At 70.5% G+C, this 26613-nt stretch carries 17 protein-coding genes; 7 read left to right on the top strand and 10 right to left on the bottom strand.

Annotated elements, in window-relative coordinates; translation table 11 throughout:
• Positions 1-60: 60 nt before the first annotated feature.
• Positions 61-1683: an ABC-F family ATP-binding cassette domain-containing protein gene (locus WME89_RS38045; protein WP_438004503.1), complete on the bottom strand. Its 1623-nt coding sequence runs from the start codon at positions 1681-1683 to the stop codon at positions 61-63.
• A 538-nt stretch (positions 1684-2221) separates the two neighbouring features.
• On the opposite strand from WME89_RS38045, the gene WME89_RS38040 reads away from it, so the two are divergent.
• Both WME89_RS38040 and WME89_RS38035 read left to right on the top strand, forming a co-directional pair.
• Positions 2222-3034 (top strand): SMP-30/gluconolactonase/LRE family protein, encoded by an 813-nt coding sequence (locus WME89_RS38040; protein ID WP_438004502.1) that lies wholly within the window; start codon positions 2222-2224, stop codon positions 3032-3034.
• Positions 3035-3254: 220 nt separating this feature from the next.
• Complete coding sequence (locus WME89_RS38035; protein ID WP_438004501.1) at positions 3255-3611, top strand: arsenate reductase family protein; 357 nt, start codon at positions 3255-3257, stop codon at positions 3609-3611.
• A 135-nt stretch (positions 3612-3746) separates the two neighbouring features.
• Here WME89_RS38035 and WME89_RS38030 read toward each other — a convergent pair whose 3' ends face one another.
• Positions 3747-4460, bottom strand: coding sequence for a hypothetical protein (locus tag WME89_RS38030; RefSeq protein ID WP_437660038.1), 714 nt, complete (start codon positions 4458-4460; stop codon positions 3747-3749).
• Positions 4461-4813: 353 nt separating this feature from the next.
• Entirely contained in the window at positions 4814-6877 is a 2064-nt protein-coding gene (locus WME89_RS38025) for a hypothetical protein (protein WP_438004500.1), read from the bottom strand.
• Between the two features lie 209 nt (positions 6878-7086).
• On the opposite strand from WME89_RS38025, the gene gndA reads away from it, so the two are divergent.
• Positions 7087-8619, top strand: a complete 1533-nt coding sequence (gndA, locus tag WME89_RS38020) for an NADP-dependent phosphogluconate dehydrogenase (RefSeq protein WP_438004499.1) — start codon at positions 7087-7089, stop codon at positions 8617-8619.
• A 110-nt stretch (positions 8620-8729) separates the two neighbouring features.
• On the opposite strand, the gene WME89_RS38015 is transcribed toward gndA, so the two are convergent.
• The 5 genes from WME89_RS38015 to WME89_RS37995 form a co-directional block, all read right to left on the bottom strand.
• On the bottom strand, positions 8730-9218 hold the full coding sequence (locus tag WME89_RS38015; RefSeq protein ID WP_437660043.1) for a hypothetical protein: 489 nt from the start codon (positions 9216-9218) through the stop codon (positions 8730-8732).
• Positions 9219-9605: 387 nt separating this feature from the next.
• A complete protein-coding gene (locus tag WME89_RS38010) occupies positions 9606-10748 on the bottom strand; it encodes a hypothetical protein (protein WP_438004498.1) in 1143 nt (380 codons plus the stop codon).
• Between the two features lie 130 nt (positions 10749-10878).
• On the bottom strand, positions 10879-12108 hold the full coding sequence (locus WME89_RS38005; protein ID WP_438004497.1) for an AgmX/PglI C-terminal domain-containing protein: 1230 nt from the start codon (positions 12106-12108) through the stop codon (positions 10879-10881).
• A gap of 167 nt (positions 12109-12275) precedes the next feature.
• Positions 12276-12701, bottom strand: a complete 426-nt coding sequence (locus WME89_RS38000) for a response regulator (RefSeq protein ID WP_438004496.1) — start codon at positions 12699-12701, stop codon at positions 12276-12278.
• Positions 12702-13053: 352 nt separating this feature from the next.
• Complete coding sequence (locus tag WME89_RS37995; RefSeq protein ID WP_438004495.1) at positions 13054-17178, bottom strand: chemotaxis protein CheB; 4125 nt, start codon at positions 17176-17178, stop codon at positions 13054-13056.
• Between the two features lie 269 nt (positions 17179-17447).
• Between WME89_RS37995 and WME89_RS37990 the strand changes: the two genes are divergently transcribed.
• Positions 17448-18113, top strand: a complete 666-nt coding sequence (locus tag WME89_RS37990) for a hypothetical protein (RefSeq protein WP_438004494.1) — start codon at positions 17448-17450, stop codon at positions 18111-18113.
• A gap of 144 nt (positions 18114-18257) precedes the next feature.
• On the opposite strand, the gene WME89_RS37985 is transcribed toward WME89_RS37990, so the two are convergent.
• Both WME89_RS37985 and WME89_RS37980 read right to left on the bottom strand, forming a co-directional pair.
• Complete coding sequence (locus WME89_RS37985; RefSeq protein WP_438004493.1) at positions 18258-18875, bottom strand: hypothetical protein; 618 nt, start codon at positions 18873-18875, stop codon at positions 18258-18260.
• Between the two features lie 99 nt (positions 18876-18974).
• The gene (locus tag WME89_RS37980) at positions 18975-21476 is read right to left on the bottom strand and encodes a M1 family metallopeptidase (RefSeq protein WP_438004492.1); all 2502 of its coding nucleotides are present in this window, start codon (positions 21474-21476) and stop codon (positions 18975-18977) included.
• A gap of 314 nt (positions 21477-21790) precedes the next feature.
• Between WME89_RS37980 and WME89_RS37975 the strand changes: the two genes are divergently transcribed.
• The 3 genes from WME89_RS37975 to WME89_RS37965 all read left to right on the top strand — a co-directional run bounded on the left by WME89_RS37975 (position 21791) and on the right by WME89_RS37965 (position 26044).
• The gene (locus tag WME89_RS37975; RefSeq protein WP_438004491.1) at positions 21791-23053 is read left to right on the top strand and encodes a hypothetical protein; all 1263 of its coding nucleotides are present in this window, start codon (positions 21791-21793) and stop codon (positions 23051-23053) included.
• 11 nt (positions 23054-23064) lie between these two features.
• Positions 23065-24522, top strand: coding sequence for an OmpA family protein (locus tag WME89_RS37970; RefSeq protein ID WP_438004490.1), 1458 nt, complete (start codon positions 23065-23067; stop codon positions 24520-24522).
• 445 nt (positions 24523-24967) lie between these two features.
• Positions 24968-26044, top strand: coding sequence for a PAS domain-containing protein (locus WME89_RS37965; protein ID WP_438004489.1), 1077 nt, complete (start codon positions 24968-24970; stop codon positions 26042-26044).
• Positions 26045-26613 lie beyond the last annotated feature (569 nt).

The following is a 26613-nucleotide window of genomic DNA, read 5'->3' as shown; positions in this document are numbered from 1 at the left end:
AACGTGAGTCGAGCCCGGGCGGAGCTCGCGCTGCCGCGTGTCGCGCGCCACACAGGCGCTTCAGCTCCGGAGGCCTGGCGCCTCGTGCCCGCTCTGGGCGACGTACTCCAGATATCCGCCCCCGTAGACGTGCGGCCCATCCGGCAAGAGCTCGAGGACGCGGTTGGACAGCGCGGCGAGAAAGCGGCGATCGTGCGAGACGAACAGCATGGTCCCCTCGAACGAGGCGAGCGCCCCGACGAGCATCTCCTTGGTCGCCATGTCGAGGTGGTTGGTCGGCTCGTCGAGCACGAGGAAGTTCGGCGGGTCGTAGAGCATGATCGCGAGCACGAGGCGGGCCTTCTCGCCGCCGGAGAGGATGCGACAGGGCTTGTCGATGTCGTCGCCGGAGAAGCCGAACGCGCCGGCGAGGGTGCGGAGCGAGCCGATCGAGGCCTGGGGGAAGGCCGCGACGATGGACTCCCAGACCGAGCGGGTCGGGTCGAGGAGCTCCATCGCGTGCTGCGCGAAATATCCCATCTTGACGCTCGCGCCGACGCTCACCTCGCCGGCGTCGGGCGCGGCCGCCCCCGCGATCAGCTTGAGGAGGGTGGACTTGCCGGCGCCGTTCACGCCCATGATGCACCAGCGCTCGCGGCGGCGGATCAGGAGATCCAGCCCGTCGTAGATGGGGCGGCCGCCGTAGGATTTCTTGACCCGCTCGAGCCGCGCGACGTCGTCGCCCGAGCGCGGGGCGGGCTTGAACTCGAAGCGGATCGTCCTCCTGCGCTTCGGCGGCTCGACCTTGTCGATCTTCTCGAGCTTCTTCACGCGCGACTGGACCTGCGCCGCCTTGGCGGCCTGGGCCTTGAAGCGCTCGATGAAGCGCATCTCCTTCGCGAGCATCGCCTGCTGGCGCTCGTACTGCGCCTCGGCCTGCTGCTCGTTGATGGCGCGCTGCTGCTCGTAGAACTCGTAGTCGCCCGAGTAGCTGGTGAGCTCGCCGCCGTCGATCTCGATGATCTTGGTGACGATGCGGTTCATGAACTCGCGATCGTGCGAGGTCATGACGAGGGCCCCCGGATACTGCTTCAGGTACCCTTCGAGCCAGATGATCGACTCGATGTCGAGGTGGTTGGTCGGCTCGTCGAGCAGGAGCGCGTCAGGCCTCATGAGGAGGATGCGCGCGAGGGCGACGCGCATCTTCCACCCGCCCGAGAGGTCGCCCACGTCGCCGTCCATCATGGCCTGGCTGAAGCCGAGGCCGGCGAGGATCTCGCGCGCCTTGGCGTCGAGGGCGTAGCCGCCGAGCTCCTCGTAGCGGGCCTGCGCGTGCCCGAAGCGCTCGATCAGGCCCTCCATTTCATCCATGCGCTCGGGGTCGGCGAGCGCTGCCTCGAGCTCGCGGAGCTCGGCGGCGACGACGGAGACCGGGCCGGCGCCGTCCATGGTCTCGGCCACGGCGCTCCTGCCCTTCATCTCGCCGACATCCTGGCTGAAGTACCCGATGGTGACGCCGCGGTCGATCGCGACCTGGCCGCCGTCGGGCGCCTCCTCCTTGGTGATCATGCGGAAGATCGTGGTCTTGCCCGAGCCGTTCGGCCCCACCAGGCCGACCTTCTCGCCGCGGTTCACTGCCGCCGACGCCTCGAGGAAGAGGATCTGCTTACCGTGCTGCTTGCTGATGGAATCGAGGCGGATCACGAGGGGCGCTGCCGCCGGAGGCGGCTCCTTTCCGCGGACGTATACCAGACGGCCCGTCAAGCGCCGCGGCATTTCGTCCGCCGCGGGCGGTGACCCGACGCGGTGGCGATCCATGTCAAACTACGCTTTGCTCGCTTCAGGACGGAGGTCTTTGCGTATGAAAGCTTGTTTTTCTCCCTTGCTATGGCGAATCCTCTCTGCGGCAGCCCTCGGCTGCTCTGCGGCCGCTCTCGGCTGTGGTGACGGCGGTGAGGCTCCTGCATCTTCTTCGGATGGGGGCGGCGGTCCGGGCGGCTCTACCGGCACCGAGGGCGCGACCGTTGTAAGCGGGAGTACGGGCGCGAGCGGCGCGACGGGTGGGTCCGTCGGGAGCGGCGGCAGCGGCGCCGCCGGGAGCGGCGGCAGCGGCGTCGCGACGAGCGGGTCTGCCGGGAGCGGCGGCGGCGGCGGCGGTGCAGGCGGTGGCGGCGGGGGCGCGTCGATCTGCCCGGGCGGCCCGTATGCAACGAATCCGCTGCCGGCGGGTCGACCGCAGCGGGTGCGCGATGGGTTCGAGTATGTCGAGGGGCCGGTGTGGGTCGCGGAGGAGGGGGCGCTTTTCTTCTCGGTGATCCACCTCACCGCCGAGAACGCGCCGCCGCTCAACGGCCCGAAGGCGACGATACACAGGTTCACGCCGCCGGACTCGTTCGAGGTGTTTATCGAGGACAGCTCGTCGAACGGGCTCGGCATTGACCTCGACGGCAACCTGATCGCGTGCACCCACGACACGCGGAGCGTCTCGGTGTTCGATCTCGGCACGAAGGCGCGGCGCACGGTGGCCGAACGCTACATGGGAAAGCGCTTCAACTCGCCGAACGACGTCGTCGTGCGGGGCGACGGCAACATCTATTTCAGCGATCCGGATTTCCAGCTCAGCGGCCGCTCGGAGCTGCCGATGGCGGTGTACCGCGTGTCGCCGTCCGGCGACGTCAGCGTGATCGACACGATGGACAGCCCGAACGGCGTCGCCCTCTCGCCCGACGGCAGCGCGCTCTACGCCGGCGAGTTCGGCGGCCCGATTTGGCGGTACCCGCTGAACGCCGACGGCTCGGCCGGCCCCGCCCCGGAGCGCGTCGCCGACCTGGTGGACGCCGATGGCATGGGCGTCGATTGCGCGGGCAACCTCTACGTGGGGTGGGAAGGCGGCGTCGAGGTCATCGCGCCGAGCGGCGAGAAGCTCGGCACGATCCAGGGCACGGGCAAGGCGTCGAACGTCGCGTTCGGGGGGCCTGACCGGAAGACCCTCTACATCACCGCGGGCGGCGCGCTCTACGCGGTGGAGATGAACATTCCCGGATACCCCTACTGATTGCCAGACGCCCGACCGGACGGCGCGTGACGAGGTGAAGATGAGAATTTGAACCACAGAGGCACAAAGGGCACAGAGGAGAGAAAAATTATCGAATTTTCTCCCTCCCCCTCTGTGCCCTCTGTGCCTCTGTGGTTCATTCTTTCTTCACCTCCCCGACCCTCTACGACCCACCATCGCCGGGCTTGCTCTCTCCCGGCGGTGAGGGCAGAAGGCCGGCATGAGCAAGGTTCAGATCCTGTCCTATGCCGGCTGCAGCACCTGCAAGAGAGCCCTGAAGTGGCTCGGCGAGCGCGGCGTCGACGTCGCGGTGCGGCCCATCGTCGACGAGCCGCCGACGGCCGAGGAGCTCGCCAGGTGGATCCCGGCGAGCGGGCTCCCGGTGCGCCGGTGGCTGAACACGAGCGGGCAGAGCTACCGCGCGCTCGGTAAGGCGCGCGTGGACGCCGCGAGCGACGAGGAGGTCGCGCGGTGGCTCACCGCGGACGGGAAGCTCGTCAAGCGGCCCGTGCTGGTGAAGGGGAGCAAGGTGCTGGTCGGCTTTCGCGAGGACGACTACGCCGCGCTGTTCAGCTGAAGCGGCGAGGGCTCATGGGAGTGAACAGCCGAGGAATCCCCCTCATTTGCAGCCCTTTTCAGCGGGGAAATTGAACAGGGAGGCGGGGAGACAGGGAGTATCTGAAGATTTCCCTCCCCGTCTGGAGAGGGCGCCTCAGGGCGCCGAGGTGAAGCGGCCTCCCCGGACCTGGCTCAGCTCGAACGAGCTCTCCGGATCCAGGGCCTTGTCCGTCGTGCCCTTGCGCGTGCGGCTGATCACGAGATCCACATCGCAGCTCTCGGGCTTCTGCGAGCTGGTCGCTTCGAGCTCGTCCGCGCTGATGGTGTACGTCCCCGGGTCGCCCCCCACATCGAACGTCTTCGAGAAGATGCAGTCGCCGTCCACGCGGATCACCATGTCGTCCCCCGACCCGCTCGGCGCCCACGCGATCGTGACCTCCTCGCCGCGCGGGACCGGCTCCCTGGGCAGCGCCTCGAGCTCGAACGGGTCGGGGAGCGTCCCGGCGTTGTTGGGCGCGTCGTCGTCGTCCGCGCGGTCCAGCAGCACCTTGAACTCGGTGTCTCCCGCGCCGACGTCGAACTGGGCCAGATAGACCCCCTGGCTCTCGGCCGACATCTCGACCTCCTCGCCGTCCGCCGTCGCCGAGATCCGGTCTCCCGAGCTCAGGATGACGTACGTGTTGCTCTCGTCGCCGCCGGCCTTGAGGGTCGCCTTCAGGCTCGTCGACGACTCGCTCTCGGCGGTCGCCTCCAGGGTCGCCGAGATCCCGCCGGTGCGGAGCTGCTTCGAGTCGAGCGTCTCCGTGCACCCCGCGAGCAGGCCAGACGCCGCGAGCCCGAACATCGCCATCGTGGTCTTCGTGATCATGAGCTGTCCTTTCATCCTTCACCTCTCATCCCGCTCGAACGCGTGGATCTGTAGTTTTTTATTGATACTACATTCGGCCGCGGTTCACGGCAGAAACGCACGGTCCCGGCGGGAATAGGGGAGGTCCCGTCATGGATTTCCCTTGCACCGCGCGTCGGCGCCTGCTCGCGGGGTGCGATCGCGGCGGCGGCAGCAAGAGGCTCCCGGCGGCGACGCGCCGACGTGGCGACGTGTGCCGCCGGGCTCACCAGTGGCTGCGCACCGCGAGCGCCCGCGCCCGTGGGCGGGGAGGCGCACGCCGTCGGGGCGGGGCGCCGGCGCAGGACAGCCCCCCGCGAGATGGCAAGCCGCCTTCAGAGCACGAGGACCGCGAGCAGCCGGGGCCCGTGGAACAGATCGAACCCGCCGATATCGAGCTTGCGGCCGATCGTGTACGTCGTCTCGTCTCCGCGCCTCGTCGCGTGAATGCTGGAGACGACCCCCTGGCCGACCGCCTCGAGGTTGTAGGAGAGCTCGGTGAGCAGGCGGAGGCGGCTGAGGCTCGAGGTCAGGCGGAGCCGGAGCCCGAGAGACAGGTTGGCAGAGAGCGCGATCATCGTCGCCTCGTCGACCTCGCGCTCGCCGCCAGGCGCCGTGGGGTCGTCCGAGAAGGCGTAACGCACCGGACCGGCGCCGCCGTACAGGCCTATATCGCCGAACGGGGCCAGGCGCGGCCACTCGCCGTTGCCCATCCGCAGGCTGAACCCGCCCTGGTAGAACCGCGACGTCACGCTCTGAGCAGGGCTCTGCCGCTCGAAGACGTAGAGTTCGCCCGTGCCCGGCTCCTGCTCCCGGAGCGCATAGAAGATGCGCGGCAGCTTGTAATCCATGTACCGGAAGCCGGCGAGCAGCTCCTCGAGATAGAGGTCGTCCGCGGCCTCAGGGAAGAGCTTCGTGACGTCGAAGCCGACGTCGATCTGGCGGACCAGGAGCTGAAAGGGCGCGCTGGCCACGACGCCGGCGTCCCGCCCGGACGCCGGATCCACGGCGATCTCGGCCACGCTCCCGGAGGTGAACCGCGCTATCTTGAGGCTCGTGCTGATGCCGACGAGGTCGGCGCCGATGTCGAAGACGTCGCTCGCGAAGCCGTTCAGCCCGATCAGCTTGCCGAGCGAGCTGTCGTACCGGATGTCGCCCCCCGACGAGAACAGCCGGTCTGTCTTGAACCCGGCGTTGAGGCGCGCGGCGTTGCGCACGTGCTCGAAGTCGTACGTCAGCATGGCCCGGCCGCCGACCATGAACACCGGGTCGACGTCGTAGGCGAGGCGCCGGGTCCTGCCCCGGTAATCGTTGATGCCGCCGGAGGAGTTCGGGCTCGCGAGCTGGTGGAAGAAGAGCAGCTCCACGTCGCTGTTCAGCCGGAGGTGGACGGCGTCGAGGCTGATCGCCCTGCCCTGATCGAGGAGGCCCTCCTGCATCTCGAAGCCCGCGGCGTCCTCGAGCGGCGTCCGCGCCGGGACGGAGAGCGCCTCGGCGCAGGCGGAGAGCGCCTCGCGCTGCTCCTCGAGGACGCGGGAGACCGCCTCGGCGCGCGCCACGGTGGCCGCGTAGCCGGGCTCGCCCCGCGCGACGCGCCGGGCCTGCTTCACGACGTAGGGCGCCACGGCGAGCGCCTCGATGTGCATCCGCAGGAGGAACGACACCGCCTGGAGGGCGTCGCGCGCGATCGTCGCGGCGGGCTCCTGCCCCGCGCTGGCCGCGCGCAGCGCCACGGCCGCGCCCGCGATGTCCCGCTGCGCTCCGGCGAGCGCCCGCCGCCGCGCGGCGGCCCTCCCCCGCGCGGCGGCGATCTCGGGCGTGTCCGGGGCGCCGAGCGGCCTCCCGGCCGAGAGCCGCGCGACGGTCCGCTCCTCGGCGGCGAGCGCCCTGGCGTGCTCCGCGAGCGCCTCCCACGCGGCCGGCAGGGCGCCCGCGGTGCTCGCGGCGCCCTCGGCCGGGGCGGGCGCCGCGGGCGCCGCGAGCGAGGCGAGCGCGTCGAAGAGCCGCGCGAACGCGGGCGGCGCCGACCGCGGCCCTCTGGCGCGGGCGAGCGCCTCGTCGATCTTCACCCGGTAGAGCTTGGCGAGCGGGACCTCGTACTCCCCGTCGTACGGGGGCGCCTCCTCGAAGCGCTCGCGCAGCCGCTCGCCCTCGTCCTCGTCGAGGCGGAGCGCGGCGACCCACGCGTCCCCTGGGGAGTACGGGGTGCGGCCGAGGACCTCGTCGGCCAGGGAGATCGCTCGTTCCAGCTCGACCGCGCGGTCGTCGATGATCGCGCGGCGGGCGTCCTCGTTCGCGAACGCGCGCGCCGCGCGGACGTTGTACGTCGCGGGGACGCAGGCCGGGGCCGACGCCGCGACGAGGAGCAGGAGACCTACGAGCGCCGGGCCCGGTCGCACTGGCGCGAGGGTACCACGGCGCGAGCGCGGCTCCACACTGGACGCCGCGCCGCCGGCCTGCTCAGAATGCGCGGCCGTGGCTGCCAGCCGACCCAGTGAGATCGACGGCGCGCGGGAAGGAAGATGCCTTGCTGTGCCGGCCGATCTGCGCAAGACAGGACAGCGGTCGCTGACGGAGCATGAGCAACGTGTGAAGGAGAAGAACCGGGATGAATGATGCCACATCCAGCTGCGACATCGGCATGATCGGGCTGGCCGTCATGGGCGAGAACGTCGCGCTCAACATGGCCGACCACGGGTTCAAGGTGGCCGTGTACAACCGCACGGTGCAGGTCGCGAAGGACTTCGTCGCGAGGAACCCGAGCACGCCCGGCGGCCTGGTCTACTGCGAGACGCTGAAGGACTTCGTCCGCTCCCTGAAGAAGCCGCGCAAGGCGGTGATCCTGGTCAAGGCCGGTCCGCCCGTGGACATGGTGGTCAAGCAGCTCCTCGAGGCGGGGATCGAGCCTGACGATATCGTCGTCGATCTCGGCAACTCGCTCTGGACCGACACCATCCGGCGGGAGCAGGAGTACGCGAAGCAGTGCAAGTTCTTCGGCTCCGGCGTCTCCGGCGGCGAGGTCGGGGCGCGCTTCGGCCCCTCGCTGATGCCTGGCGGCGACCCCGAGTCGTGGCAGCACCTGGAGCCGATCTGGCGCGCGATCGCCGCCAAGGTGGATCCCGCGACCGGCAGGCCGCTCGAGGGCGCGACCCCCGGCAAGCCGGTGGAGGGCGGCGTCCCCTGCACGGCGTACATCGGGCCGAACGGCGCGGGCCATTACGTGAAGATGGTCCACAACGGGATCGAGTACATCGACATGCAGCTCATCTGCGAGGCGTACACGCTCCTCGACGGGCTGCTCGGGATGTCGAAGGACGAGATGTCGCGCGTGTTCTCCGAGTGGAACAGCGGCGATCTCGACTCGTACCTCATCCAGATCACCGCGGACATCCTCCAGCAGAAGGATCCTGTCCAGAAGGACAAGCCGTTCGTCGACTTCGTCCTCGACACGGCGGGGCAGAAGGGCACGGGCAAGTGGACGAGCAGCAACGCGCTCGACATGGGCATCCCGGCGAACGCCATCGCCGAGGCGGTGTTCGCGCGCTGCCTCTCGGCGCTGAAGGACGAGCGCGTCGAGGCCTCGAAGCACCTCGCGGGTCCGACCCCGGCCCCGGTCGAGGACCGGCAGGGGACGATCACCGCGATCCGCGACGCCCTGTATTGCTCGAAGATCTGCGCCTACGCCCAGGGCTTCCAGCTCATGGCGGCGGCCCAGGCGGAGTACAGCTGGAAGCTCGACTTCGGCACGATCGCGAGCATCTGGCGCGGCGGCTGCATCATCCGCGCCCGGTTCCTCCAGAAGATCACGGAGGCGTACACGCGCAATCCTGGCCTGACGAACCTCCTGCTCGATCCGTACTTCAACGATCAGATCAAGAAGGGTCAGGCCAACTGGCGCAAGGTGGTCTCGATCGCCGCGCAGAACGGCGTCTGGGCGCCGGCGTTCATGTCGGCGCTGTCGTACTACGACGGCTACCGCGCGGCCCACCTGCCCGCGAACCTCCTGCAGGCGCAGCGCGATTACTTCGGCGCGCACACCTACGAGCGCACGGATCAGCCGCGCGGCAAGTTCTTCCACCTCGACTGGCCGCACCCCTCCCGCCCGCAGCTCGATATCAAGGGCACCGGCGGCGGTCACTGACCTTCGCCAGCTCCTCCGTACTCCCATCCTGAACTCGGGCGCCCACCGTGGGCCGTCCCCCCTCCTCGGGCCCGGCTCCCTGGCGGGCCCACTCCCCCCGGACGTCCCGCTCAGGTGAGGCTGAATCGCGGCCGCAGGTTCCGCTCGCGCAGGAAAGGCTCGATGTCGTCCACGACGTCGAGCTGCACGCCCGCGAGGCTCATCGCCGCCGCGATCGTCTGGATGCCCATGCGCCCCAGCTTGTTCATCTCCGGCGGCGGCCGGACGACGATGTGCTCGATCCTGTCGCGCACGCTGAGGCCCCACTGGGTCAGGACCACGCGCGCCTCGGTCTCGTAGCGCACCATGAGCGCCATGTCGTAGATGAAGAACGCCCGCTCGCCCGGGCGCATCACGCTCACGAGCTTCTGGTAGGCGTCCACCGAGATGAACCGCGCGATCTCGCCCGTGGCCACCGTCTCCCGCACGAGCTGCACCAGCATCCCGGCCGGCTGCGTGATCCACACGCCGACGCTCCCGCTGTCGTCGAGCAGGTGCGGCTGCCTTCGGAATGGAGTCTTGTGGCTCGGCGGAGGCATCTCTCTAATGACAGTAGCCATTCTGGCGATCACGTCCCGCCCGTGGCAACCGGCGGCGCCCCGTTCGCCCGATCCGGACGGCAGAGCCGACGCGCGCTGCTGTCTCACAACTCACCGGCCAGCTCCTCCCACATCGTTCACGCTGCGTCATCGTGGTCGTAAACGGCGGATACGGCCAGAAATGTGCATCCAGCCGTCCGGGCTGCCCGCGGCGCGGGCGCAGCGAGCGGTGTGCAGGCCGCCACGGACGGGCCCGGAACCGAGGGAACCCTGGAAGATCGCTGGCTTTTTTCCCGCGCTCCGGCCCTGCTGCTCAGCCCGGGCCCCGCCGGTCCGGGCGCCCGCCGCGCGCGTTGGCATGCGGCGCGTGCGGCGCGTGCGGTGGGACACGGCGGCGCGCGCGGCCGATCAGGCGAACAGCGCGGCGCAGGCGGACCCGATCAGGTTGACGTGCTCGAGCCGCGCGATCCGGGGCTCGACGCGCGAGCCGAGGAGGGCGCGCAGCGTCTCGTTCACCCGCGGCGCATAGCGCGGATCGCCCCAGAAGAGGCTGCCTTCGGCGAGGACGCCGAGCCCCGGGGGGGTCTCGAGCACGTCGGCGACCGCCGCGAGCCCCGCCGCCACGAGGTCCGCCGAGCGCTGCAGCAGATCGCCGGCCACCCGCCGCTCGTCCGCCGTGCCCTCCTCGCGGAGCCGCACGAGGTCCGCGGCGCTCGTGAGGGAGGCGTGGTCCGGGCACAGCCGCCCGAAGAGCCGCGGCAGGTAGGCCCCGGACACCGCCTTCTCGAAGCGCTGGGCCCCCGGGTTCTCCGAGCTCGCGTCGAGCTCCGCGTCGAAGGGCTGGAGGTGCGGCGGGTTGAAGTTGCCGTTCTCGAGGTTGACCGCCATCGGCGCGACGAAGTGCCCCGTCTTGAGCTTCGGGATGCGACCGGCGGGGAGGAAGGTGGCCATGTTGGTCCCCGTCCCCACGATGAGCCCGATGAACGCCGCGGGCTGCGACCCGCCGTGCGCGAAGGCGCCCCCGAGCAGGCTCGCCACCGTGTCGTTCAGCACCCGGACCGGGCCGGGCCGGAGCTTGCGCGCGGCGAGCGCCCGGCCGAGCCGCTCGCCCACGCTGGTGCCCTCGACCCCGGCGATCTGGACGCCCTTGGTCCAGCGGAGCAGCCGCGCGTCGAGCGACGGCAGCGTCTCCGACGGGTACGAGAAGCAGTAGCCCACCGGCAGGCCGTGCACGGCGCCGAGGCGCTCGACAAGCTCCGCCTGCACGTCGAAGAAGGCGTCGCCCGCGACCTCCGGCCCGCCCGGGAACTTCGCCGGCACGGGCCCGGCGACGATGCGCGACACGCCGCCCGGCAAGAGCTCCACGACGGCGGCGCGCAGGTTCGTGCCGCCGGCGTCGACGACGACTGCGCGCCCGGTCATCCCCTCCGGCGGCGGCGCGAGGTAGGCGGGGAGCGCGGCGATCTCGGTGCCGGGCGTGGAGAGGCCAAAGACGGTGCGCGCCGCCAGGGTGCGGCGGATGTCCTGGAGCTCGGTGAGCGAGAGCTTCATCAGGGGAATTCTTACCCTCGGGCTCCTGAGAAGGAAATAACTTTGCACGTCGCGCCGCGAGCATGCTTGACGCAGGCCTCGCTCGGACGGCGGAACGGCAGCGGCAGGCCGCTGGTGATTGCGCTGTGCGTCACCTGGCGGACGTGGCCGAAGAGCGGTTGTCGTCCACACCGAAGACGACGGGATAGACCACCGTCGCGACGCTCTTGCGATCCGCCGCGGAGGGGAATCGGAGGCCGCGGAAGACCTCGAGCACGCAGCCGACGACCTTCTCGTCGCGGAGCGGCGGCGCGGGCGACGACGGCGCCGCCGCGCCGGGCGAGGGGAGCGCAATCAGCAGGGGCGCGTCCGCGGGCGGTCGGTCGGCGTCGCCTGCGTACGTCACCTTTCCCTGGCCGTCGACGGCGAGGTGCACGGGTATGCGCCCTTCGAGCTTGGGATTCTGGCGAAGGCCCTTTTCGTAGCAGGCGCGCATGGCGCCGAAGTTCTCCTGGACGACGCGGCGCACGACGTGGGGCGGAATGTGGGATTTGCCCTTGATCGTCTCATAGGGGTTGCTCTTGCAACGGCCGGCGATGCTCCTCACGACCTTCGCGTCCTTGTCGAGCTCCCGCTCCAGCCCGGCGCGCGCGGCGCCTGCCTTCTTCAGGTTGCGCGCTCTGGCGTTGAGCGACGTCCGGAGCTTGCGGACCGCGGCGCCGGTGCGGGCGAAGCTCTCCCGGACGGCCCTGGCCTCCCGCGCGAGCTCCGGGTCGGCGGCGTGGACCGCGGCCGCGCGGCCCCAGAGCTCCAGCCGATCCGCGATCCGCTCCAGCACGTCGGGCGGCGTGCTCAGATCGGCCTCCCGGAGCACCTCGATCATCCGCGAGGCCTTCTGCACCTCGGGCCCGAGCGCCTTGCAGTCGGCCTCGATCGAGCGCGCGGGGCGCCCCTTCTCGGGCCTGCCGGCCTTCGGTGCAGGGGCGCGCTCCTTGTCCTTGTCCTTGTCCTTGTCCTTGTCCGGCGCGCGCTCAGTCGACGGCCTGGGCGACGGCCTGGCCTCGGGCTTGCTCTCGGCCTTGGAGGCCAGGGCGCGCCCCTTCTCGGGCTCGGGCGCGCCTTCGCGGGCGCGCTGGCTCCCGGGCGAGCGCAGCGCGACGCGCTCCTTTTCCTCGGGCGAGCGCAGCGCGACGCGCTCCAGGTCGGCCCACGGGGCGTCGTCCCGCGCCTCTACCGCCGAGGTCTCCAGGCGCTGGTGCTCCGGGGCGGCTTCCGTGACCAGCGCGGCGTGGGCGGCGACCGCCGGCTCTCGCCGTGACGGCGCCCCGCCGCAGCCAAGCAAGACATGAACTCCGACGAGGACGAGCAGCGCGCTTCGCATCGGTCCCTCCGACGTGCGTCCGACGTACGATCCGACGATCCGATACAGTACACCGGTCCGATCGGTGTCCGCACGCGAAACGGCGGGGCGCTTCCGGTAGGTGGGATACGCGGGGCAGGGGCCGTCGCGCATGCGAGACCCCGCGAGAGCGCCCCGGAGCGCAGGGCTCAGTACGGCGAGGAGGGCGGCCGGGTCACCTTGTCGGGCTCGACGGGCGGGGACTTCGTCGAGGAGGCGATGAGCTCCCGGATGCACCGCTCCAGCTGCTCTATCCTGATCGGTTTGCTCAGGAACAGCGCGTTCTCCACCTGACGGAGGCTCTCGCGGATGGCCGGGTCGCGCGTCCCGGTGAGCAGGATGATCGGGAGGTCGGCCCGGATCTTCCGGACCATGGAGACGAGCGTCAATCCATTGATGTCCGGCAGGTAATAATCGGTGACCAGGACGTCGGCCTGCATGATGAGCGTCCGGTCCTCCAGCGCGGTCCTTCCGTTGAGGAAGCACTGCACGCGGTGCCCGTCGAGCGAGAGGATGTCCTGCCACCCCTCACACAGCTCCTCGCTGTCCTCGACGATGATGATGTTCAGGAGCATGCTCCCACCACCGCGTGGACCTGCGCTCCGGGCATTCATGACGGACTAGCAGCTCACACGACGGGCGTCGAGGGCCCCAGTCCCCAGGGATTCGTCCCGCTCGGAGATCTGGCCGCAACCGAGGTCCTGCACGGATGCCAGTATAAGGGTTATCCTTAGGTAACCTCAGGTAGTTTACGAAAAAAACGAGCGGAATCAAGCGGATTCAGCCGGGGCCCGAGGCCTCGGCACCGCTCGTCGACAAGCACGAGCCCGAGGGATGTCAGCGGGACGCCGGAGGCGCACGCCCGCCACGCCCGTGAGGCCCATCGCGCCCGCCTCGCCACGCCTCGCCCTGCGCGCCCGTGCGGCTTCAAACTTGCTTCTCGGGTAGCTCCAGCTCGAAGCAGGTATTCTTTTCCTCCATGGCGAGGCGCAGATCGCCTCGGTGGTGCTGCGCGATGTTCCGCGAGAGGCTGAGCCCGAGCCCGGTGCCGTGCTCTTCCTTCTTCGTCGTGAAGAATGGCGTCATGATCTTCTCGGCGATCGCGGGGTCGATCCCCTTGCCGCTGTCGATGACGCGCACGTGGACCTTGCCGTCCGACGAGCGCGCCTCGATCCGGATCCATCGCTCCCGGAGCGCCGAGATGGCGTCCACCGCGTTGTTGATGAGGTTGATGAGGATCTGCACGATCTGGACGGGATAGCAGTCGATGACGAGCTCTTCCCGCGGGAGATCGAAGCTCAGGTGGACGCTCGCCTGCTGGAGCCGGAAGCCGCTGACGCGGACGGCCTCCCGGATCAGTTCCTGGACGTTGTGCGGGCGGAGCTTCTCCGACTCCATCCTCGTGATCGACTTGAGGCCGGAGATCACGTTGGTGATGTTCTCGACCATGCCGTCGATGTCGGTCGCGACCCGGGCGAGGCGCTCCTTCTCGAGCTGCCCTCGCTCCGCGAGCCGCTTCAGGAGATCGGTCTTCGTGGTGATCACGTTGAGGGGCGTGTTGATCTCGTGGGAGATCCCGGCCGCTACCTCGCCGAGCGAGGCGAGCTTGCTGAACCTCGAGAGCTCTTCCTGCTGGGAGAGGATGAGCCGCTGCGTCTTGACCCGCTCGGTGACGTCGAAGATGAGGAGGATGAGGTAGCTCGCCTCCTCGTCGCCGAAGGTGATGGTGGCGGTCATGAGCTCGATCCAGAGCTCGCCGCCCGCCTTCTCCGCCAGGTTGATGGTGAACGACGCGAGCGGCTTCTGGCGGGCCGCCTCCGAGAGCTCGGCCCTGCGCGACGACTCCACGCCGCGGAGGACGATCTCGAGCAGCTCGTCGAGGGGCAGCTCGTGGAGCTCGGGCGCGCCCTTGCCGATCTTGTCGGCGAACTCGTTCGAGGCGAAGGTCACCCTGTAGAGCCCCTCGTGCGACTCGAGGATCGCGAGGCCCGCGTTGGACGCGGAGACGACCTTCTTGAAGACCTTGAGTTGCTGCTCCTGCAGCACCCGCTCGGTGATGTCGAGCGCGATCGTGCACACGGACTGCGCGGTGCGCCGGTCGTCGAGCAGGGGGAACTTCGACGACAGCCAGTAACGGAGCTTCCCGCCCACGTGCAGGCTCTCCTCCAGCCACATGGGCGACCGGCTCTTCAGCACCTCGAAGTCGCGCTCTCGCAGCGCGCTGCCGGCCTTCTGGCCGAACAGCTCCTCGTCCGTCCGCCCCAGCACCTCCTTCTCGGAGCGCCCGACGACGTCGCAGAAGCGCTGGTTGACGTAGATGTACGCGCCGATCGAGTCCTTCATGGTCACGAGCGCCGGCGTGTTGTCGACGATGGCCGAGAGCCGCTCCTTGCTGACCCGACTCTGGGTGAGCGCGTGCACGAGCTCGGTGTTGTCGACGAAGCTCAGGACGAGCCCGTCGACCTCGCCCTTCGACCCGTCGATGAGCTGGACGCACGCCTCGAAGTGCCGGTCCAGGACCTCCAGCTGGAGCCGCATGGCCCGCCGCTCGCGCAGGCTCTCACCGATCATCTCGAAGACGGGCTCGACGCTCAGGTGCGAGAGGGCGGCGCGGATGTGCTGGCCGCGGTCCACCTCCGAGATGCGGAAGAGGTAGCGCGACGCGGGGTTGTAGTCGGTCAAACGGAGGTTCTTGTCGACGACGAGGAGGGGATAGGCGATCGCGTTCTGGATGGCGACGAGCCGCTGGTTGAGCGTCATCAGCTCGGAGGACTTGACGTTGATCTCCTGGTTCAGCGTCGTCAGCTCCTCGTTCGCCGACTGGAGCTCCTCATTCGTCGTCTCGAGCTCCTCGTTCGTCGACTGGAGCTCCTCGTTGGACGACTGGAGCTCCTCGTTGAGGGCCTGGAGCTCCTCGCTGGCGGTGTCGTGCTCCTCGAGGACGGTCTGGAGGTGCCCCCGCGCCGCCGCGAGCTCCTGCTCGAGCTGCCGGATCTGCTCCTCCGGCGCGAGGCGGGAGCTGCCCGCGGGCGCCTTCATGGGGCGGAAGGCGTCGTGCGGCGCCTGGCTGAAGCAGATGATGAACTCGACCCGGCCCTCGGAGGGGAGCGCGACGACGATGAGCTGGATCCTCCGCTCCTCGCGGTCGATGACGAACGCGTGCCGCTGTTCCCCCTTCGCGGCGTGGCCGGACCGCTCTGCCCGGTGGAGCAGCGCGCTGACCTCGACCGCCACGTCGGGCGGGAGCAGCTTCTGGATCGTGACGGTGGGCTGGCCCTTCGGGAAATGCAGGTACCGGTTGGCGCCCCCGAAGACGTGCCGCACCCGGTGGTCCTGGTCGACGAGGACCGAGTCCGGGGCGAAGCCGTTCACCATGGAGGTGAAGAGATCCAGGGCCGTGGTGGACTGGCGATCCTTCGTGATGAGCGCGCTCTCGCGGTTGAACTCCTGCCTCGAGTACGAGCGCGGGAGATCGCCCTTCTTCGCGGACCGGACGAAGATCTTCGCGTTCTTGTCCGTGAGCTCGAAGAGGTCGCTCACGGTGGTCGCGGACTCGGATTTACCGAGGAACAGGACAGCCTGGCTGTCCATCGCGAAATGGAACGTCCTGAGCGTGTGCTCCTGGAGGTGGGAGTTGAAGTAGATCAAGACGTTGCGGCACGAGACGAGATCCAGCTTGAGGAAGGGCGGGTCCTGGGCGACGTCGTGGCGCGCGAAGACGATGGCGTCGCGGACGTAGTCCTTGATCCTGAACCACTGGTCCTGCTCGTCGAAGTACCTGGACCGCAGCCTGGGGGGGATGTCGGCGACCAGCGCCTCCTGGTAGAGCCCCTTGCGCGCGCCGGACATCGCCTGCTCGTCGATGTCCGTCGCGAAGATCTGGACGTTGAGCTGCTTGCCCGCCTTCGCGAGCGCCTCGAAGACGAGGATGGCGATCGAGTACGCCTCCTCGCCCGTGGCGCAGCCGACGACCCAGGCGCGGAAGCTGTCGCCGGTCCGCTTCTCGTCGATCCGCTCCGCGATGGCGGCCGCGAGGGCCTTGAACGAGTGCTCGTCGCGGAAGAAGGAAGTGACCGAGATCAGGATGTCCTGGAAGAGGAGCCTGCCCTCGTCGGGGCGCACGCGGAGGTACTCGGCGTAGGCCTCGATCGACTCGCAGCGCGTGGCGATGACGCGCCGCTCGATCCGCCGTCGCACGGTGGACTGCTTGTACTGGGCGAATTTCACCCGGCTCGACTTCTCCAGGAAGGAGAGGATGCTGTGGTACGGGTCCTGCTGGGTCAGGCTGAGCTGCCGGAGCGAGGCGTCCGGCTGGTCCTGGCGGCCGGCGAGCTCGTTGAACTTGCTGAGCTGATTGGCCATCTCCTCCAGGCCGAGCTCGAGATCGACGGCGCCGGTCTGCTTGGCGGCGCGCGGCATCCCGTCGTACTTGGCCGACTCGGGGGTCTGGCAGATGGTGACCCCGCCCGCGGTCTTGATGGCGCGGACGCCCTGCGCGCCGTCCGACCCCGTCCCCGAGAGGACCACGCCGATGGCGTTCTCGCCGTAGTGCTCGGCGATCGACTTGAAGAACAGGTCGACCGACGGCTTCGGGCCGACCTTGGTCCCGGGCTTCCGCAAAAGGAGGGCGCGGCCGTCGGTGATCACATCCGCGTTGGGCGGGGTCACGTAGACCGTGTTCGCGCAGAGGTCCTCGCCCTCGGTGACCTCTTTGACGCTCAGGGAGGTGGAGTGGCTGATGATCTCGACCAGCCGACTCCGGTGCTGCGGCGCGAGGTGCTGGACGATGACCAGGCTCATCCTGTCGGCGCTCTTCAGGCCGCCAATCAGGACCCGGAGCGCCTCGAGGCCTCCGGCGGAGGAGCCGATCCCGACGACGTAGGAGGGGCTCGCCTGGGGGGGGAGGGGCTCGGGCGGCGCAGGCTCGGGCGGCGCAGGCTCGCCGGCGGGGCCGAGCGCTCCAGCCTCCAGCTTCGGTGCGACCTGGGCATTCGCCGGCTTCTTCTTCCTGCTGGATGGCCGCCTGGCGCGGCTGCTGTTCTTCGTTCTCATGGACAACAGAGCGCGATGGCAACGGGGTCGTGAGAATAACGGACGGGCGCGTAGGGAGCGATCCGTACCATGCTGCGCGCGCCGGCGCAGGGGGCCCTCGACGCCGGCGCGTTGCGAGCGACGCGTTGCGAGCGATGGCGGCGCGCGGCGGCGCTTCCGCCGGGGGCCGCGCCGCCGGTGCGCAGGGGGCTGCCGCGCGGGCCGGGGATCGTGCAGAATGCAGGGTGCCGCACGCGGACGGACGCGAGAGGCGGTCGAGAGTGTACAAGGTGAGCAAGCGCGAAAAGAACGGCCGCAGCGTGGGCGGGAAGGATGATCACGGCAGGGGCGAGGGCGAGCTCGCGGAGGCGGCGCGCGCGCTCGAGCGGGAGCTCCTCCGCTTCGAGGAGCTCGCCGAGTCGGCGCGGCGGCTGTCGCTGGACACGCGCAAGGGGATCGAGCGCGCGGCGAAGTCGACGACGGAGGCCGCAGAGGCGCAGCAGCGCGTGAGCGTGGCGCTCGGGTCGCTGATCGCGGCGATCGCCGCGGCGCGGGATCGCCACGAGGCGACGGCCACGGCGCTGGCGGCGCGCGGGGAGGAGATCAAGCGGCGGGCCGAGCAGCTCGGGGAGCTGTTCCAGCGCTTCGCGGCGCTCGGCGAGGAGGGGCGGGGCATCAACCAGCTGGTGCAGGAGACCGCGGCGCGCCAGCGCGACGCGACGAGCCCGGAGCAGATCGGCGAGGTGGTGACGGCCATGGACGAGGTGGAAGGGCGCATGGCGCGCCTCGCGGACGACGCGCGCGAGCTGGCTCAGGCGGCGACGGCGGCGGGGATCGTCGATCTCGCCGAGCAGGCGGACGGGATGCGGCAGCAGGTGGCCGCGATGCGGAACAAGGTGGGGCTCCTGCGGAAAGGGATGATCGCGCGGCTGTCCGGGGGGGCGCCGCCGAACTAGAGGGAGCGCGGGGAGGGAGCTGCTGGCCTGGGTCGAGGAGCCCGGCCCCCTCTCCGCGGGCCTACGGTGGAGTTGGTTAGGACAGCAGCCGCGCCCGCCCCGCGCGAAGGGCTTCCTCTCCGCGGGCCTGCGGGGACTGCCGCGCTAGGCGCGGGGGGGCTCGCGGCAGAGCGTGAAGTAGTGATCGAGGGGCTTCTCGCCCTTGAACGCAGCGCCGATGGAGACGTCCTTCGAGAGACGACGCATGAAGTCGCGCGTTCCGTCGTAAACGACGGATTGGAGACCCTTGCTGTTCGGGACGACAGGAGGCCAGCCGGCAGGCACCGGGCCGTCAGGGACCTGGAAGTAGTCGATCACGACCGCGCCACGCTCCTGCCACGACTGGTTGCCCGCCGTGGGGACCGCAACGAAGAACCCCGGGCCAATCCAGGAACGCGTGAGCCCCTCGTTGTAACCGAAGAGACGAGCGCTGCCATCCTCGGGAAGGGCAAAGCGCTTCTCGAAGAAACGAAACGGCGAGGGAAGAGGAAGGCTGTTCCTCCCCTTGTGATGAACCCCCACCCGACGCGGGGTGCCGTCCGGGACGAAGAAGTCGAGGGTGAGCGCCGGGGTCTGGCTCGCGGCGGCGTACAGCGCGCGCTGATCCGCGCGGCTCGTCGTCGATAGGGCGCGGAGGCGCTCGTCGTGCGTCAACCCGTCAAGGTACTCGGCGAGGCGGGCCACCGGGGCGTTCTGGCGAAGAAGTTGGATGAGCTCCGACATGGGCAGGCGAGCATAGCAGCGCGCAGCTATCGCGCATCGCGCAGGTCGCCTCGCAGGAAGCAAGGTTGACGGGCGAGGCGCCCTGTCGCGGAGAGGGCTTCAGCGGCAGTGGGCAGGAGAACGCAGCAGGGCGGCGGCAGGAGCGGTCAGCTCCGCGCCATCGAGGCCGGCGACGAACCGGGCGAAGGCCGGCCCGTCACCGGCCGTCAGCGCGAACGCCGCGCAGACGGCAGCGGAATGGACCGAGCGGGCCGCGCGCGAGCGGAGCACGCGAGTCAGGCCCGCCAGCGCCTCCGCGTTGCCCGCCGCCGTCGGCGCGGCCGAGGCCACGACGGCGCGGAGATCCGCGCCGAGGACGTCGGCGACGTCGGTCGCGCCGAGCACGCCAGCGAAGAAGGCGCGCCACGCAGGGAGCGCGGCAGGGTCGAGCCCGTCGAGGTACGCCGCGAGGTGCCGGATCGCGAGCACGCGCGCGCGCACCGAGCCCGACGCCAGCGCGACCTTCCCCCACGCGAGGAGCGCGCGCTCGGGCGGCAACCTGAACTTGGAGAGGAACAGGAGCCGAGCGTCCGAGACGCCGCCCGACGCGAGCCCTGTCTCGAGCGCGGCCCAGTCCTCGGCGAACAGCGCCTCGGGCGACAGGACGGCATCGCACGCGGCGTAGCTGCCGACGTAGTCGAGGCCGTAGCTGTACGGCGCGGCGGCGAGCGCGGCGGTGAGCACGCGCGACCACGCGTCGCGGACCTTGACATCAAGGCCCGGCGCGCCCGCGGCGTCGCACGCCGCCGCGAGCGCCACGGCCCTGGCCGCCTCGCCGTCGAGGTCGTCCACGAAGGCATCGAGCTGATCGGGGGCGAGCCCCTCGGGCAGGCCATCCTGGAGCGCGGCGAGCTGGTGCGCGCCCCCGAGGTCGAGGAAGCGCGAGACGCCGTCGGGCTCGGACGGCACGCGGAGCGGGGCGACGAGCGCCGCGTAGGCCTCGATGTCGCGCTCGGCGCCGAGGAAGGCCCGCTCGGGGTGGCGATCTTCCGGGTCGACGACGAGGAGCTCGGAAGGACGCGCGGGCGCGACCTCGACGCGCTCGCCCGGCGCGAGCGCCTGCACGCGGGCGGGGCCGTCCCCGGCGAGCCACACGAGCTCCAGGGGCGCGACGAGCGCGCCCTCGGGGTCGCGCAGCGTCACGAACGCCCCGCCGGAGGGCGCGGCCTCGACCGCGAGCGACGGGAGCTCCCGCGCCGCGACCGCGCGCCGCGCGCGGGCCGTCGCCTCCGGGCCGAGCGCCGGCGCGAAGGCGTCGAGGAACTCGTCCGTGCCGATGCTGCCGAAGCGGTGCGCCTCGAGGACGCCGCGGAGCGCCGACCAGAACGCCTCCTCGCCGGTGAGGCTGCGGATCTGGGTGAGCAGCCAGGCCGCGCGACCGTAGGGGCCGCTCGTGTACTTGTCGTCCGGCGCGAGCGCCGGATCGCGGACGGCGTCGCCCCCCTGGAGGCCGAGCTCGTCGCCGTTCAGCGTCCCCGCGCGGCTCTCGTCCGTGTAGACGCGCACGCCCTCCTGCTCGAGCAGCGTCGCCATGCCCTCCTTGATCCAGAGGTCGTCCCAGGTCTCCACCGTCACGAGGTCGCCGAACCACTGGTGCGCGAGCTCGTGCGTCGTGAGCAGGAGATCGGAGGCGAGCGCGGGCTGCGTGCTCCGCTCCTCGCGCTGGAAGCTGATGCTCGCGTGCTCGACGCCCCCCGCCGAGAAGTCCGGCAGGAGCACGAGCGCGTACTTCTCGAAGGGGTACGGCCCCAGCAGCTCCTCGAAGCGGCCGATCGCGCGCGCGAGCTCGTCGACCATCTCCCCGTGATCGCCGGGCAGCCCGCGGCGACGCCAGACCGCGATGGGGAGGTCGCCCTTCGCCCCGCGCTCGACCTCGAAATCGCCGATCGCGAACGCCATGAGGTACGTCGGCAGCGGGTAGGCGGTCTCGTAACGGACGAGGTGGCCAGGGGGCCCGAGGTCCTCGTCGACCACGAGATCGCCGTTCGCGATCATCGCCTCGCCGCCGTCGACGCGCATGGACACAGAGAACAGGGCCCGGTCCGCGGGCGCGTCGTGGCAGGGCATCCACCGCGACGCGCCGAGCGGCTCGGACACCGTGTAGACGGCGCGCACGGCGACCGGGTCGCCCAGGCGCGCCGGCACCGCGCGGAGCGCTTCGCCGGAGAGCGCCTCGTAGTCGATCTCGATCGCGATCGGCTCGCCGCGCGTCGCCCCGGGCACGCTCGAGAGGTCGATCGCGAGCGCGCGGCGCGACGGATCGATCGCGTGCGGGAGCGCGCCGCCGCCCTGCTGCCGGACCTCCTTCACCTCGGCCACGGCGCTGTCGAGCACGACGCTCCGCGGGCCGTCCCCCGTGAGCGACAGCGTGATGCCCAGCGTCGCGACGAGGCGGCTGCGCTCCCAGTCGAACTCGCCCCGGAGCTCGTAGCGCTCGACGTCGCACGCGCTGCCCTCGAGCGGCGCCGGGCCTTCTCCCGAGCACGCAGCGACGAGCGAGCCAAGCAGCAGGCAGGCCCCCCGGAACGCTCCGGGGCGGTGTTTCTGGACGGTGCAGTGCATCGGGTCTCCTCGGTGGAAGAGGGCTTCACCTCGCGCGGCCGGGTCCCGCGAGCTCGGAGCGCCCGAGCACAGGCCGGCGCGGCGACGCGTAACTGACCGCGGGACAGTTACAGAAACCGCGGCCGTGGCCAAGCGGCCGTGAGCGCGCCGGAGGTCGCGGTGAGAGGGCGGTCACGAAAAACGGGAGCACTCGGTCGCCCGCGCCACGGCCGCGAAACGCGCTCCATCGCGGGCGCGTACCCCTGCGCACCATGGGCGCAAATCGCCTTTCATTTGTAAGGGTTGCAGCGACCTGTGCGAGGATGCTCGCCGCCATGGCACATCACACAGAGGGGTGGGTGAGGGGGCGTTCGTTCGCGGCGCCGCTGGCTCTGGGCGCGGCGCTCGCCGTCGCGCTCGTCCCGAAGAGCTCGGCCGCTCAGACGTGGACCGGCGGGCGGACGACGCCGGTGCTCGACGAGGTCGTCGCGATCGACCAGACCGGGGAGCCGCGCTGGCCGTACGGCGACGAGGACGTCGCGGGCGACGGCGAGGCGACCTTCGCGCAGCCGGAGCGGTCGATCGACTTCCGCACCGCCTACGCGATCGCCGACGCCGGGCGGCTCTGGGCGCGCGGGTACGTGTCGGAGACGACCGCGATCGGCGGCGAGGTCACGCTCTTCGTGTTCATCGACGCCGACAAGAACCGGGGGACCGGCGGCACGGCCCGGGCGCCGGAGATCGACGCGCGCTTCACGGCCGACGCGTCGATGGGCGGCTACGAGGTCGTGCTCGGCGTGAAGGGCGACGGCACGCTCTCGGGGGTCTGGTCCTTCGCCGCGTCGGGGATGTACGAGCCTCTCACGGTCAACGAGATGCAGGTCGCGACCGAGGCCGGGACCGACGTCGACCCGCTGCTGATCGGCGACGGGAGGCACGGGTACGCGCAGGGGTCGATCGATCTCACCATCGCGGGCGTCAGCGCGGCGTGCGAGGCGAACCTGTACTTCAGGTCGGTGACCGACGCGGCGGGCGTCGGGCCGGGCGATCTCGACATCGGCATCTCCGCCTCGTGCGTGCCGGACGACACGGACGACGACCGCGTGCCCGACGTGATCGTGCCGCCCTCCGGCTGCACCCGCGACGCGGACTGCGCCGGCGCGGGCGTCTGCGTCGAGGGCGACTGCGTGCTGCCCGTGTCGTGCACCGACGACGCCGACTGCGACGCGGACGAGGACTGCTCGCCCGACTACCGGTGCGTCCCCACGCCCTCGGGCACCTGCTCGTCGAACGACGAATGCGGCGACCTCGTGTGCGCGGCCGGGCAGTGCGGCCCGTGCTCGCTGGGCGGCGTCCAGTGCGGCGCGGACGAGCGCTGCGCGCCGACCGGGCGCTGCGTCGAGGGCGCGGCGTCGAGCGGCGCGGGCGGGCCCGGCGAGCCGGACCTCGAGGCGGGCGACGCTGTCCAGGGCGGCGCCTGCGCCTGCACCGCCGGGCCCGCGCCGTTCGGCGGGGGCGCCCTCTCGCTGCTCGCCGTGGGCGGGCTCGCGCTCGCCTTCCGCCGGCGCCCGCGCCGCGGCACCGGGGCTGACCGATGAACAGGAGACCCATGCGCGCACCGATCACCGCCGCCATCGCCTGCACCGTCCTCGCCGCCGCGACGAGCGCGTCGGCGCAGGAGACGGACATCGACATCGAGCGCTTCAAGCCCGCCGTCACGCACGACGCCTTCGTCGTCACCGAGGGCTCCGGCGTCCGCGAGCCCGCGGACCCGTGGGAGCTCGGGCTGCTCCTCAACTACGCGCGCAACCCGCTCATCGTCGCGACGGGCGACGGCGACGTGCGCACCCAGATCGTGAGCGGCCGCCTGGGCGCGGACCTGATGGCCTCGGTCACGATCGCCGAGCCGTTCGCGCTCGGCCTCGACATCCCGTTCTTCCTCGCGCAGTCGGGGGAGGGCTCGCCGTCGTTCGGGGGCCTCGGCGACATCCGGCTCGTGCCGAAGCTGCGCCTGCTCGACGACCGCGACTCCATCGGCCTCGCCCTCGTGGCCGAGCTGCGCGTGCCCACGCACACGGGTGACTTCTCGGGCGGCGCGCGCAACGTCGTGTTCTGGCCGCGCATCGTGCTCGATCACCGCTTCGCGCCCGGGCTGCGCTTCGGCGTCAACGCGGGCGTCGCGATCCGCGAGGAGACGACGTACGCGAACGTCGAGGCGGCGAGCGAGCTGACGTACGCCGCGGCGCTCGGTTACCGCTTCGGCGGCATCGACGGGAAGGTCGAGATCGGCGCCGAGGCGAACGGCGGCATCGGCCTCGCCGCGGACAACATGGCGGTGGAGGAGACGCCGCTCGAGGCGCTCGGCTACGTGAAGATCAACCCGAGCGAGGAGTGGGAGATCGTCGCGGGCCCGGGCATCGGCGCGCTGGCCGGCTACGGCGTGCCGATCTTCCGCGTGTTCGCGGGCGTGAAGTACACGCCGACCTCGCACGACGGCGACCATGACGGCGTCGACGACGAGCGCGACAAGTGCCCCGACGTCCCCGAGGATCGCGACGCCGACTACGACAGCGACGGCTGCCCCGAGGAGGACGCCGACGACGATCAGGACGGCGTGCCGAACGCGGACGACGAGTGCCCGGACGAGAAGGAGACGATCAACGGCGTCGAGGACGACGACGGCTGCCCGGACAAGGGCGATCCGCGGGTCACGTACGAGCAGGGCGAGTTCGTGATGCGGGACACCATCCGCTTCCGTACCGGGTCGGCCGAGCTCGAGCCGGAGTCGTACAAGACGCTCGATCAGGTGGCGCTCGTCATGAAGGCGAACCCCGAGATCGAGCGCGTGCGGGTCGAGGGGCACACCGACGAGACCGGCACGCGCGAGCTGAACCTCGAGCTGAGCCAGCAGCGCGCGGACACGGTCCGGAACTACCTCATCCAGAAGGGCGTCAGCCCCGGCCGGCTCACGGCGGAGGGCTTTGGCCCGGACAAGCCGCTCGCGGAGGGCGACGACGACGCGAGCCGGGCGAAGAACCGACGCGTGGAGTTCGTGATCGACGAGTGAGGCCCCCGCCCCCGGGGGCGCGCCCCTGAATCCCTCGCATTCCTCTGCGAGCGTACGAGCGCAAGGCGCGCCCCGCCCACAACCAAGCTGCTCGCGGAAGCGATAGAAGCTCCGTCCCCGGTCGCGTCCAGGTGCCTGGATCGGGGACGAACCTCGATCCTCCAGGAAAAGGTGGGCGCCAGCGCTCGCTTGACGGCGGTCGCTGGCCCACCTGGTCGTCGCAGGCTCATTTTAGCCTGCGACCTCGCTGCGGCCGAGATCGCCTGGGCTGCTCAGCCAGCGGCGTCCGCGGGCGAGCTCCGCTTGCGACCCAGGAACGAGTGTATCAGGTGCTGCGATAAGGTAAGCGCCTTCAGACGCAGGGAGAGGCCTTGCTCAGCCATAGCACTCCGCGCTACGTCTACACATGGACGGACGGGAGAGCTCGCCGATGACAGAAGGGCCGTTGGGGGAGCGTACGGAGTCAGCAGCGGGAGCTCCATCTCCCTCCGGCGAGGAGGCGATCGCGGCGGAGGCGAACGTCGACGAGCTCAAGGCCGAGATCGCGCGCCTCCGCGGCCGCGTCGCGGAGCTGGAGTCGGCGCCGCGCAACGAGTCGAGGGCTGGCGTCGAGGAGCGTGTCGTCTCCCCGAGCATCGGGCAGCACGGCTATGACTACCTCGTCGCCCTCGTCAATCACGCCCCGAATATCTTCTTCATCAAGAACCTCGAGCATCGTTACGTGGCGATCAGCAAGCTCGCGGCGCAATACCAGCAGATGACGCCCGAGCAAGCCCTCGGCCTCAGCGAGCGCGATATCTTCCCCCCGGAGATCGCCGAGAAGATGATCGCGGAAGAGGTGGAGGTCATGTCCAGCGGCAAGCCCCTCGAATACGAGCAGGAGCTGCCGGATCCGGGCGGGACCCGCTACTTCTACACCATCAAGTTTCCCATTTACGATACGAAGGGCGCGCCGCTCGGGGTGGGCGCCTTCGTCACGGACCTCACCGACCTCAAACGCCTGGAGCTCGATCGCCTGTCGATGAAGGAGCAGGTGATCAGGGCGCAGCAGGCCGCGATCCGCGAGCTGTCGACGCCGCTCGTGCCGCTCGGGCCGGGGGTGCTCGCGATGCCGCTCGTGGGGACCATCGATAGCATGCGGGCCCGCGAGATCCTCGAGACGCTGCTCGATGGGATCGCCCAGCAGAGCGCCCACACCGCCATCCTCGACATCACCGGCGTTCGCTTCGTGGACACCCAGGTTGCCAATGCGCTCGTGAGCGCCGCTCGAGCGGCGCGGCTGCTCGGGGCTCGCGTGGTGCTCACCGGCATCAGCCCGGCCGTGGCGCGAACGCTCGTGGATCTGGAATCCAGTTTGGACGGTATCGTTACCCTGGGCACGCTGGCGAGCGGCATCAGTTATGCGATGAGGGCCGGCGACAGCAAGAACAAGATGCCAGCACGCCCGGGCAGCCCTGCGGCCAGCAACGGCGTTCTCCAGGCGAATCCGACCACCGGCGCTGCGCCGCTGGCTCCGCGGTAGCCTGACCTCTTCACCCTGCTGCGCCGCGGTCGCCCGGCGCCTTGATAACGATGCGGCGCCGCGCCCGCGGTAGCCCTGGCTCTTCACCCTGCTGCGCCGCCTGACCGGCGTCTCGATAACGATGCGGCGCCGCGCCCGCGGTAGCCCTGGCTCTTCACCCTGCTGCGCCGCCTGACCGGCGTCTCGATAACGATGCGGCGCCGCGCCCGCGGTAGCCCTGGCTCTTCACCCTGCTGCGCCGCCTGACCGGCGCCGCGCCGCACGCGCCCAATCTCCCCTGTTGCGCCTGAGTCGCGAAAATTCATCCATTCTGAAGTCGGAATCGTGCGCCCTCAGGCGCCGCGCCGTCGAGCGCAGGGGCGGCGCGCGTCGTGGAGCCCCGCGCCCAGAGACCGCGAGCTGCGACCAGTCAGGCAAGTGACACTCATGGTCGCTTCTGTTTGGCGCCTTCCACCTACACGCCGACTCCCTTAGATAAAATGTCTTTACTCTGTGCGCTATTGCACTGCTTCGTTCGATATTGAGTGGCCGCTATCTGGATTGCGGGACAAGATCATTGGAGAAGCGAG

Source organism: Sorangium sp. So ce321 (assembly GCF_051530195.1).
GTDB lineage: Bacteria > Myxococcota_A > Polyangia > Polyangiales > Polyangiaceae > Sorangium.
Note: the sequence above shows the minus strand (reverse complement) of the source record. Positions and strands in the feature narration are given on the sequence as shown.

Bases quoted from the DNA above. Each gene is read 5' to 3' on its own strand.
- WME89_RS37980 (WP_438004492.1), bottom strand. From the start codon at position 21,476: ATGCACTGCACCGTCCAGAAACACCGCCCCGGAGCGTTCCGGGGGGCC.
- WME89_RS37995 (WP_438004495.1), bottom strand. From the start codon at position 17,178: ATGAGAACGAAGAACAGCAGCCGCGCCAGGCGGCCATCCAGCAGGAAG.
- gndA (WP_438004499.1), top strand. From the start codon at position 7,087: ATGAATGATGCCACATCCAGCTGCGACATCGGCATGATCGGGCTGGCC.
- WME89_RS38035 (WP_438004501.1), top strand. From the start codon at position 3,255: ATGAGCAAGGTTCAGATCCTGTCCTATGCCGGCTGCAGCACCTGCAAG.
- WME89_RS38005 (WP_438004497.1), bottom strand. From the start codon at position 12,108: ATGCGAAGCGCGCTGCTCGTCCTCGTCGGAGTTCATGTCTTGCTTGGC.
- WME89_RS38030 (WP_437660038.1), bottom strand. From the start codon at position 4,460: ATGATCACGAAGACCACGATGGCGATGTTCGGGCTCGCGGCGTCTGGC.
- WME89_RS38010 (WP_438004498.1), bottom strand. From the start codon at position 10,748: ATGAAGCTCTCGCTCACCGAGCTCCAGGACATCCGCCGCACCCTGGCG.
- WME89_RS37970 (WP_438004490.1), top strand. From the start codon at position 23,065: ATGCGCGCACCGATCACCGCCGCCATCGCCTGCACCGTCCTCGCCGCC.
- WME89_RS38000 (WP_438004496.1), bottom strand. From the start codon at position 12,701: ATGCTCCTGAACATCATCATCGTCGAGGACAGCGAGGAGCTGTGTGAG.
- WME89_RS37975 (WP_438004491.1), top strand. From the start codon at position 21,791: ATGGCACATCACACAGAGGGGTGGGTGAGGGGGCGTTCGTTCGCGGCG.
- WME89_RS38015 (WP_437660043.1), bottom strand. From the start codon at position 9,218: ATGGCTACTGTCATTAGAGAGATGCCTCCGCCGAGCCACAAGACTCCA.
- WME89_RS37985 (WP_438004493.1), bottom strand. From the start codon at position 18,875: ATGTCGGAGCTCATCCAACTTCTTCGCCAGAACGCCCCGGTGGCCCGC.